This is a genomic window from Micromonospora sp. DT46 (genome assembly GCF_049841735.1).
Lineage (GTDB): Bacteria > Actinomycetota > Actinomycetes > Mycobacteriales > Micromonosporaceae > Micromonospora > Micromonospora reichwaldensis.
This window is the reverse complement of record NZ_JBNCKW010000018.1, coordinates 54,115-64,403: the sequence shown is the minus strand read 5'-3', so window position 1 is coordinate 64,403 and position 10,289 is coordinate 54,115. Positions and strand designations below refer to the sequence as shown.

Below are 10,289 nucleotides of genomic sequence, written 5' to 3'. Positions count from 1 at the left end.
GTTTCCTGGCGTTGCAGGGTGCCGTCGGTGAGCCATTGGCGTTGCCAGGCGGCGTAGTCGGCGTACTGCACCGGCAGGGGCGGCAGCGGGTCGGGCCGGCCCTCGTGGAACGCGGCGTAGAGCACCCCCAGCTCACGGGTCAGGACCCCCAGCGACCACCCGTCGGAGACGATGTGGTGCATCGTCAGCAGGAGCACGTGCCGGTCCGGGGCGAGGGCGACCAGGCGGCCCCGGAACAGCGGGCCGGCCGCCAGGTCGAACGGGGCGGTGCTCTCCTCCTGCTGGAGCCGGGCCAGGGCGGCGGCAGCGTCGGCGTGCCCGGTCAGGTCGTCGAGCCGGAGCGGGAACGCGGCCCCGGGCGGGTCGATGCGTTGGGCCGCCTCGGCGCCGTCGGGCACGATGCGGGTACGCAGGACCTCGTGCCGGGCGACCAGGGCGTCCAGGGCCGCCCGCAGCGCGTCGTGGTCGAGCCGGCCGTCGAGCTGGAGGGCGAGGGGCATGTGGTAGGCGTGACCGACCCTGCCGAGGTGTTCCAGGAACCACAACCGCCGCTGCGCGAAGGAGAGCGGCAGGAGGCCGGAGCGGTCCGGCAGGCGCTCGACCTCGGCGGGTGTCCGTGCCGGGGGGACGCGACCGGGGGCCGGAACACGGGTCGGTTTGTCGTCCGGCAAGTGCGCCCCCTCGATTGCCCGACGGCCCGTCGCGCCACCTGACTGCGCCACCTGACATCGGCCGAAGTGGATCCACAGTAGACGACTCGACAGGTTGGGACCAGGGACCGACGGGCCGGTCCGGGGACCTCAATCCGACACGCGACTCAGACTTTCGGCCAGCGCGTCGGCGAGCCGTCCGTACGCCGCCCGCAGCACGTGCGGCGCACCCGTCGCGCCGGCCCGGTTGGCCGCCGCCAGGGCGTACGCGCGCGCCAGGGCGGCCGGGTGCGTCTCGGCGTACGCCGACGCGTCGGCCAGCGCCAGGGCGTCCGCCAGCGCGTCGGCGTTCGCGATGGCGTTGGCGTCGGCGAACGCCTCGGCGTTGGCCCCGGTGCTCAGGTCGGCGTAGTGCGCGGCGAACTCGACGACCTCGTCGGGGCCGTAGCCGTTGGCGGTCGCGTAGACCTCGGCGTTGGCGTACGCGACCGCCCGGGCCTCGGCGTACGGGTAGGCGGCCCGGTACAGCTCGCGCAGGGCGGGCCGGAGGGCGCCGCGCCACTCGTCGGCCCCGACCCGGTCGCCGGCCAGCGCCCGCCGGTGCAGGTCGCCCACCAGCCGGCCGGCGTCGCCGCCGGGCGTCGAGGCGAGCACGCGCGCCTGCCAGTCGTGCACCACCGGGAACGGCACCCGGCCGGCGAGCCGGTCGAGTTCCACGTCGACCCGCCGCCGCCAGTCCGGCGGGGTGGCCGGGTCGTGGCCCTCGGCGAGCGCGGCGAGCACCGCCGCCAGCCAGGCCGGTGGCTCCGGCGGGCCGCTCATCCGTTCCACCTCGACGGCCCGTCCATGCCGGCGAGGAGGTCGTCGACGTCGTCGTCGGTCAGCGTGTCGAGGTATCCCGCGCCGTCGGGCCCGGCCGGTGCGCCGGTCCCCGCCGGTGCGGCGCCGGCGGGTGTCGCGCCTGTTCCCGCCCCGGCGGCGGTGACCGCGGCGGCCAGCCCGGCCACGGTGGGGTCGTCGAAGAGCGTCCGGACCGGGAGGTCGATCCCGTACGTCGTCCAGACCCGGGCCATCAGCTGGGTGGCCTTCACGGAGTGCCCGCCCAGGACGAAGAAGTTGTCGGCGACCCCGACCGGGCCGGGCAGGCCCAGCAGGTCGGCCACCAGTCCCGCCAGCTCCCGCTCCAGCGGGCTGCGCGGGGCGACGGGCGGCTCGCCGGAGCCGGCACCCCTGCCCGGCGGTGGCAGGGCGCTCAGGTCCAGCTTGCCGCGGGAGGTGCGGGGCACCTCGGGCAGCGCCACGAGGACCGCCGGCACCATGTGCGCGGGCAGGAACCGGCGCGCGTACTCGGGCAGGTCCGCCGGCGGGTCGGTCGCGGGCGGGTCGGTGACCACGTACCCGACCAGCCGTACGCCGTCGTGCGCCACGTCGGACACGGCCGTCACGACCGCTTCGCGGACCTGCGGGTGGCCGCGCAGCACCGCCTCGACCTCCGCCGTCTCGACCCGGAACCCCCGCACCTTCACCTGCCGGTCGGCCCGGCCCAGCGGCTCGATCCGCCCGCTCGGCAGCCAGCGGCCCAGGTCCCCGCTTCGGTAGAGCCGGCCGCCGGGGGTGAACGGGTCGGGCACGAACCGCTCGGCGGTCCAGCCGGGCGCGTCGGCGTAGCCCCGGCCGACCCCCGCGCCGCCGATGCAGACCTCGCCGACCACGCCCGGCGGCACCGGCCGCAGCCGCCGGTCCAGCACGTAGACCCGGCTGCCGGTGACGGCCGGGCCCAGGTCCGGCGGCGCGGACCCCGGCTCGACCTCGGCCCCGGTGGAGTAGACGGTCGTCTCGGTCGGACCGTAGAGGTTCCACAGGCGCGTGCCCGGCTCCGCGAGGGCGTCGGCGAGGGCCCGGGGCAGCGCCTCCCCGCCGCTGAGGCGCAGCCGCACCCCCGCCGGCACCCCGCCGGCCGCCACCAGCATCCGCCACGTCGTCGGCGTCGCCTGGAGCATCGTGGCCCCGGTCGTGGCGAGTAGCCGCCGCAGCCGGTTGCCGTCGATCACGTCGTCGTCGCCGGCGACCACCACCGGCGCACCGCACAGCAGCGGCAGGAGCAGGTCGAGCAGGGCGATGTCGAACGCGAACGGGCTCACCGAGAGGACCCGGTCGGCCGGCCCCAACGGGACCATCTCGCGGAACGCGTGCAGCAGGTGCGCCACCGCGCCCTGGGTGACGGTGACCGCCTTCGGCCGGCCGGTCGACCCCGAGGTGAACAGCACGTACGCCGCCGCCGTCGCCGGCACCGCGCACGGCGGCGGCAGAACCGGCTGTGCCTCCGCGCCGGCCGGTACCGCCGGCTGCGCCTCCGCGCCGGTCGGCTCCGGTCCGGCCAGGTCCAGCAGGGTCACCGACGCGGCCAGCTCGGCCAGCAGCGGCGCGGGGACGGCGCCGCTGTCCGTGACGACGACCCGCACCCCGGCGTCGGCGAGCATCCCGCGCAGCCGCCCCGGCGGATGGGTCGGGTCGAGCGGCAGGTACGCCGCCCCGACCCACCAGACGCCCAGCAGCGCCGGGAGCGGACGCGCTCCCCGGGGCAGGACGATGCCCACGGTCTCCTGGACCCGTACGCCGAGCCCGCGCAGCCCGGTGGCGATCCGGCCCGCGAGCCCGCGCACGGCGGCGCCGGTCAGGGTCGCGTCGTCGCCCGCGATCACCACCCGGTCGCCGGCAGCGACGTCGGCCACGAGCGCCGCCGCGGTGCACTCCGGCGGCGGGAGGGACCTGGACCGGGCCGCCGGCCACACCCGGGTGACGAGGTCCGCCGTAGCGGGGGAGAGCAGGTCCACGTCGCAGACGCGGGTCTGCGGGGCGGTCGCCAGCGCGGCCAGGATCGCGCCCAGGGCGTCGGCCAACCGGCCCGCGCCGTCCGGGGTGAAGAGGTCGGTCAGGTAGCGCAGGCGCACCGTCAGCTCGTCCGGGCCGGCGACGGCGGCCAGCTCCAGCTCGAACTTGCCGGTGCCGGTGGGCACCAGCTCCGGCCGCCAGCGCAGCGCCCCCCGGTCCAGCGTCGGCAGGGCCTCCTCGACGGTGCACATCACCTGCACCAGCGGCGCCCGCGTCGGCTGCCGCTGCGGCCGGCACAGCTCGACCACCCGCGTGAACGGCAGGTCCTGGTGGGCCTGGGCGCGCGCGGTGGCGGCGTGCAGCCGGTCGAGTAGCTCGGCGAGCGTCGGGTCGCCGTGCAGCGTCGCCCGGATCGCGACGGTGTTGGCGAAGAGGCCCAGCATCGGTTCGGTCTCGATCCGGGTGCGCCCGGCCACGGGCACGCCGACGAGCACGTCGTCCGCGCCGCTGAGCCGGGACAGCAGGGCCGCGTACGCGGTCAGCAGGACGGTGAAGAGGGTGCTGCCCCGCGCCCCGGCCAGGCGGCGCAGCGCCCCGGCCAGCTCCCCGTCGACCGGCACCGCGACCTCGGCGGCGGCCGGCGACAGCCGGTCGGGGTACGGGTGGTCGACCGGGAGCGGCACCTCCGGCGGCGCACCGGCCAGCTCGGCCGGCCAGAAGCGTTCCGCCTCGGCGTGGCCGCCCGCGTCGTCGTGCTCCCGCTCCCAGAGGGCGAAGTCGGCGTACTGCAGGGGCGGCTCGACGGAGGCGGGTGGCCGGCCGGCGCGCAGCGCCGCGTAGTCGGCGGAGAGCTCGTCGAAGAGCAGCCGCAACGACCAGCCGTCGACGATCGCGTGGTGCGCCACCAGCGCCAGGACGTGCCGCTGCGGGGCGAGCCGCAGCAGCCTGACCCGGGTCAGCGGGCCACGCTCCAGCGGCAGCGGGGCGCGGGCGTGCTCCCGCAGCGCGGCCCGGGCCGCGGCCTCCCGGTCCGCCCCGGGCAGCTCGTCCAGGGCCACGACCTCGATGGCGGTCGCGGGGGCGTCGTCGTCGATCACCTGGATCGGCCGCCCGCCGTTGGCCCGGAAGCGGGTGCGCAGGATCTCGTGCCGGGCGACCGCAGCCGCCCAGGCCCCGTCGAGCGCGGCGGTGTCCAACGGGCCGTCGAGCCACACCGCCCAGCCGACGTGGTAGGTCGGCTGGCCCGGGTCGAGCTGGTCGAGCAGCCACATCCGGCGTTGCGCGGCCGACGCCGGGAACTCGAACACGGCCATCTCAGCGCACCTGCCCGTCGACCGCGACGACCCGCAGTTCGGCGGTGTACCGGCCGTCGGGCCCGGTCAGCCAGAGCTGGTCCGGCGCCGGCAGCATCTCCACCACGCCGACCGTGGCGTCGTCGCCGCCGTGCCGGCGGGCCCGGCGGACCGACCGGGACACCAGGTCGACCGAGGCGAGGCTGGTCAGGTCGGCGTGCACCGGTTTCCGCTCGCCCGCGCAGCGCAGGAACACGTGACGGGGCAGGCCGTGGGCGCCGGCCCAGGCCCGCGCCTGGCGGAACCGCAGCGCCTCGTCGCGGGTGTCGGCGAAGGCGAGGTCGGCGGCGGCGAACGTCCACGACTCGCGGCTGACCACGAGGGAGTCGATGGTGATCCGGGGCTGGTGCGCCGCCGGGGGCAGGACGCGGAAGAGCTGGGACAGCCCGGCGCCGACCACGTCGCCGAGGACGTGCATCAGGTCCACGTCGAACCGCCCGTCGCGCGACCGTACCCGCAGCCCGCCGGCCACCTCGACCAGGTCGCACTCGCCGACGCGCAGGCTGCGGCGCGGGTCGTGCCCGAACGAGTCGTGCGCGAACACCAACCGGACGTCGTCGGGCCCGGCCAGCGCGTTGCTCTGCCTGGTCGGCACGCCACCCTCCTGGCCGGTCTCGGCGGGATAGACCGCCCCGGCGCCCACGTCGCGGGCCAGCGCGGCGCGCAGCGCGTCCGCCTCCGGGTGGTAGGCCACCCAGGTGGCGTACCGCAGGGTGTTGACGCCCGGGTGCAGCTCGCCCAGAACCCACTCGTCGCCGGCCCGCATCAGGTCCGGGCTGTGCTGCCGCGCGGTCGGCCAGCCGGGCCGCCCCGGCGGGAAGGCGGCGGCCACCGCCGGAGCCAGCTCCGCCGCCGTGAGCCGGATCCGCCGCCGGTCCGGCGGCAGCGCCAGCACGTCGGCCCAGCGCCGGTGCAGCGCGGCGGTCAGCAGGTCGGTCAGCCGTCGCGGCGGATGGAACAGCGCCTCGCCGGCCAGCAGCCAGAAGTCGGCCAGCGGCACCACGTCGGTGCCCAGCTCGGTGGCCCGGCGGCGGTAGATCTCCGCGCAGAGACGGCGGTAGAGCGTCGCGCCGGCGGCGGTGAACCAGCGTGCGCTCTCCAGCACCAGGCCGAGCGCGTCGCGGATCCCGTCGAGGCTCGCCTCGCCGATGCCGACCGTGCCGGCCCGCAGGCACTCCTCGTAGACGGGGGTGCGACCGGCGTACATCGTGCCGGCGCGCCGGGTGGCCGGGACGCCGGCCAGCCGGGTGAAGGTGGTCTCGAGGCCGGCCATCGCACCGGTCAACCGGTCCGGGTCGCCGGCCGCCGAGGTGAGCGCGTCCCGGGCGGCGACCAGCTCGTCCAGGGCGGCGAGCGCGGGTGCGCGCACGGCCTCGTCGGTGACCCGGGCCAGCCGGGCCCGCATGGTCCGCTCCGGCCGGGTGTCGTGCGGCGCCACCTCCGGCTGCCAGGCGATCCGGTGGGCCCCGGCCAACGTCTCCAGCACCTCGTGCACCTCCCGCGTCGACCGCAGCTCCGAACCCGGCTCGGCCAGCACGGCCCCGGCGACCTCGTGCGCGTCGCGGACCCCGTCGCAGGCGCGCAGCACCGCCGCCTCGGCGTCGGTCAGCGCCACCGGCGGGGCGAGCGGCACCCGCAGCGTCGTCCCGGCCAGCTCCAGGAAGGGCATGAGCCGGGGTACGAGCCACGGGCGCAGCCGTTGCGCGTACGGGGCCAGCACCGCGGCGACCGCCCAGCCCTCCAGGTAGACGGTCCGCTCGGCCAGCAGCGCCGGTGGGTCCGCGGGGGCGACCCGCACTCCGCCGCCCGGCTCGATCCGCGCCCAGCCGACCGGCCCGAAGAACCCGATGGTGTCGTTCTTGGCGCAGTAGCGCTGGAGGTAGCTGGTGACCAGCGCCTCGTGCTGGCGGTGCTTGGTGTTGCGGGTCGGGCTGCCCGGGCCCCGGCGCAGCAGCGCGTCGACGCCGGTGCGCAGCGCGTGCGGGTTCTGCCAGGCCACCGCCTCGCGGAAGCGGGGGTGGGCCGCCACCGTGTGCAGCGCGACCGCGAGCCGGCGAACCGCCTCCGGGTACGCCGCCGCGTAAGCCGCCTCGGTGGCGGCGATGCCGGCCGGGTCCCCGTCGGCCCGGGCCGCCACCACCCGGTCGGCGGCGGCGGCGAGTTCCGCGTCGCCGAGCGGGGCCAGCAGGTCGACCGGGAGGCCCGCGCCCCGCAGGCAGACGGTGCGCCACAGGGCCCATCCGTCGGTCAGCCGGGCCAGGTGCGCCGGCAGGTCCCGACCGCTGCGGTGCGGCACCCGGTCCCGGCGGCGCAGCGTCGGCCCCGCCTGTCCCCGGTGGCCGGGCGCCGATCCGGTCGCCGCGTCGATCGCCGCCGCCGTCGCGGCCAGGGTCGGCGCCCGGTAGAACGGGCCCACGCCCAGTTCCACGCCGAACGCCTCGCGGATGCGGAACATCAGCCGGGTGGCGGTCAGCGAGTTGCCGCCGAGGGCGAAGAAGCTGCTCTCCCGCCCGATGCGCGCGGGCGGACGTTCGCCGGGCAGCAGCCGGGACCAGAGTTCGGCGAGCCGGTGCTCGGTCGGCGAGGCGGGTCCGGCGACGTCGGGATCCTCCTGGGCGGGCCCGGGTGCCGGCAGCGCCGCCCGGTCGACCTTCCCGTACGCGGTCAGCGGCAGCCGGTCGAGGACGGCGAACCCGGCCGGCACCAGGTGGGCCGGCAGCCGGGCGGCGACGTGCTCGCGCAGGCTCGCCGGGGTCGGCGCCGCCGGGCCGGCCGGCGTGACGTAGCCGACCAGGTGCCGTTCCGGCCCGTCGCCCCGTACGCCCACCGCCGCCGAGGCGACCTGCGGGTGCGCCCGGAGCGCCGCCTCCACCTCGCCCGGCTCGACCCGGAACCCCCGGATCTTCACCTGGTCGTCGCGGCGGCCGAGGAACTCCAGCACCCCGTCCGCGCGCCAGCGCACGACGTCACCGGTGCGGTAGAGGCGCTCGCCGGGCGCCTGCGGGTCCGGCACGAACGCCCGGGCGGTGGCCGCGGGATCGCCGAGGTAGCCGCGGGCCAGCCCGTCGCCGCCGGTGTACAGCTCGCCCGCGACCCCGACCGGCACCGGCCGCCCGCTGCCGTCGAGCACGTGGACGGTGGTCTGCGGCACGGGACGGCCGACCGGCACCGGGTCGCCCACCGGCCCGGCGCCGCTCATCAGGTGGCAACTGGTCAGCGTCGTGTTCTCCGTCGGCCCGTACGCGTTGACCAGCGGAAGCCCGCCGCGCGCGGCGAGCACGGCGCGGACCGCGCCCGGGTCGGCCACGTCGCCGCCGGTGAGCAGTTGCCGGACCCCCGCGAGGGACGTGACGTCCTCCTCGGCGAGATGCCGGAACAGCCCGGCGGTGAGGAAGGCGACGGTGACCCCACCGTCGCGGATCAGCGCGGTCAGCCGGGTGAGGTCCACCGGGTCCGGGGGCGCGACCACCGCCGTGGCGCCGGTGAGCAGCGCGCCCCAGATCTCCCAGGTGGACGCGTCGAACGCGGTCGGGGCGAACTGGAGCACCCGCTCGCCGGGCCCGAGGGTGGCGAAGTCGGGGCCGGTCACCAGCCGCACCACGCCCCGGTGGGTGATCCCGACCCGCTTGGGCGCGCCGGTCGAGCCGGAGGTGTGCAGGACGGCGGCGAGCTGCGACGGGTGGATCCGCCCCGGCGGCGGGCCGGCCGGCGCCGGCTCCCCGGCGGGCGCGTCGACGTCCAGCACCCGGACCGGGCCCAGGTCCGGCAGGTCGGCGGCGGCCGCGGCGGTGGTCAGCAGCAGGCGGGTGCCGCTGGCCGCGAGCAGGCCCGCGATCCGGGCGGGTGGGGCGGAGGCGTCCACGGGAAGGTAGGACCCGCCGGCCTTGAGCACGCCCAGCAGGGCCCGGATCAGCGGTTCGCCCCGGGGGAGCAGCACGGCGACGGGGGTCTCCCCGGCGACCCCGTGCCGGCGCAGCGTCCAGGCCAGCCGGTCCGCAGCCCGGTCCAGTTCGGCGTAGGAGACGGTGCGGTCGCCGACCACCAGCGCGGTGGCGGCCGGGTCGTCGGCCACGCGGGCCGCGAAGACCTCGGGAACGGAGGCGTCGCGGGGGTAGGGCCGCCGGGTGGCGTTCCAGGCGGCGCGCAACGGCGCCTCCCCGGCGGCGCCGAGATCCAGGTCGGCCAGGCGGGCGTCCGGCCGCTCCGCCAACTCGAGCACGGTGCGGTGCAACTGCGCGAGAATCCGCCGCGCCGAGGCGTCCAGCAGCCTGGTGCCGTCCCACGTCAGGCCCAGGCGCAGCTCCGGCTCGTCGAAGGCGTGCACCGTCAGCGGATAGCCGGGCATCCGGTGTACGCGGGCCGAGCGCCGGGCCCCCTCCGGCCCGCCCTCGGTCAGGGCGGTGGACAGGCGCTGCCGCTCGAACACCACCAGGCTGTCCAGCAGCGGCGTGTCGGGCGCCAGGCCCGCCTGGTCGAGGATGCTGTGCAGGGGCGTGAGCTGGTGCTCGCGGATCCGCCGGATCCGGCCCGCCACGTCGGCGAGGAACCGGCGCACCGTCCACTCGGGATCGAGCCGGATCCGCAGCGGCACCGTGTTGAGCAGCAGTCCGAGGATCCGGTCGGCGTCCGGGACGCTGTCGTACCGGCAGGATCTCGTGACCGCGAAGGTGACGTCGTCGACCCCGCCGTAGCCGCCGCGCAGCAGCGCCCAGGCCGCGTGGACCACGGCGCTGACGCCGACGCCCGCTCCGGCGGCGGCAGCACGGAGCCGGTTGGAGTCCGGCCGGGTGACGACGACCTCGTGCGAGGCGGGCACGCCCCGCGCGCCGGGATCCGCGTCGAGGCGGCCCGGGAGCGCCCGCGGCATCGGGGCGCCCGCGAGGTACCCCTTCCAGAACGCGTCGCCGGTGCTCGGGTCGCGCGTGCCCCACCAGTGCACGAAGTCCGCGAACGGCGGCCGGCGCGGCGGGTCCGGCACCCGGCCGGCCCGGCGCGCGGCGTAGTCGGCGAGGACCTCGTCGAGCAGCATCCGGGTGGAGCGGCCGTCGAGGATCGCGTGGTGGAACGTGACGACGACGTGCTGGTCGCTCAGCGCGGTGACCCGGAGCAGCGGCGCCCGGCCGACGTCGAAGGGCTCGCACCGGTCGGTGGGGAGGAAGTCGTCGAGCGTCGTCTCCCGCCACCGCAGGTCCGGTGCCACGGTGGACCGGACGACCTGCGCCACGCCGTGGTCACCGTCGACCTCGAAGGCCGTACGCAGCACCGCGTGCCGCCGGGTCGCGGCCTGCCAGGCGGCGCTGAACGCGTCCCGGTCCGGCGGGCCGTCCCACCTGATCGTGACCTGCTGGACGTCCACCCCGCCGGCGGGCTGCCGGAGCGTCTGCAGCACCATCCCGCGTTGCACGGCGAGGGCCGGATACCGCTGGCAACTGTCGCTCATGCGCCCTCGTCCGGT

4 protein-coding genes are annotated in these 10,289 nt (G+C 77.5%); all 4 read right to left on the bottom strand.

Annotated elements, in window-relative coordinates:
- Positions 1-671, bottom strand: a 671-nt coding sequence (locus ACLQ20_RS31220; RefSeq protein ID WP_425858358.1) for a condensation domain-containing protein, incomplete at its 3' end; no start/stop codon positions are given.
- A gap of 129 nt (positions 672-800) precedes the next feature.
- Complete coding sequence (locus tag ACLQ20_RS31215; RefSeq protein WP_425858357.1) at positions 801-1,472, bottom strand: hypothetical protein; 672 nt, start codon at positions 1,470-1,472, stop codon at positions 801-803.
- Positions 1,469-4,795: a non-ribosomal peptide synthetase gene (locus ACLQ20_RS31210; protein ID WP_425858355.1), complete on the bottom strand. Its 3,327-nt coding sequence runs from the start codon at positions 4,793-4,795 to the stop codon at positions 1,469-1,471. Before ACLQ20_RS31210 ends, ACLQ20_RS31215 begins: the two co-directional genes overlap by 4 nt.
- 1 nt (position 4,796) lies before the next feature.
- Positions 4,797-10,274 (bottom strand): non-ribosomal peptide synthetase, encoded by a 5,478-nt coding sequence (locus ACLQ20_RS31205; protein ID WP_425858354.1) that lies wholly within the window; start codon positions 10,272-10,274, stop codon positions 4,797-4,799.
- Between the last annotated feature and the right edge of the window lie 15 nt (positions 10,275-10,289).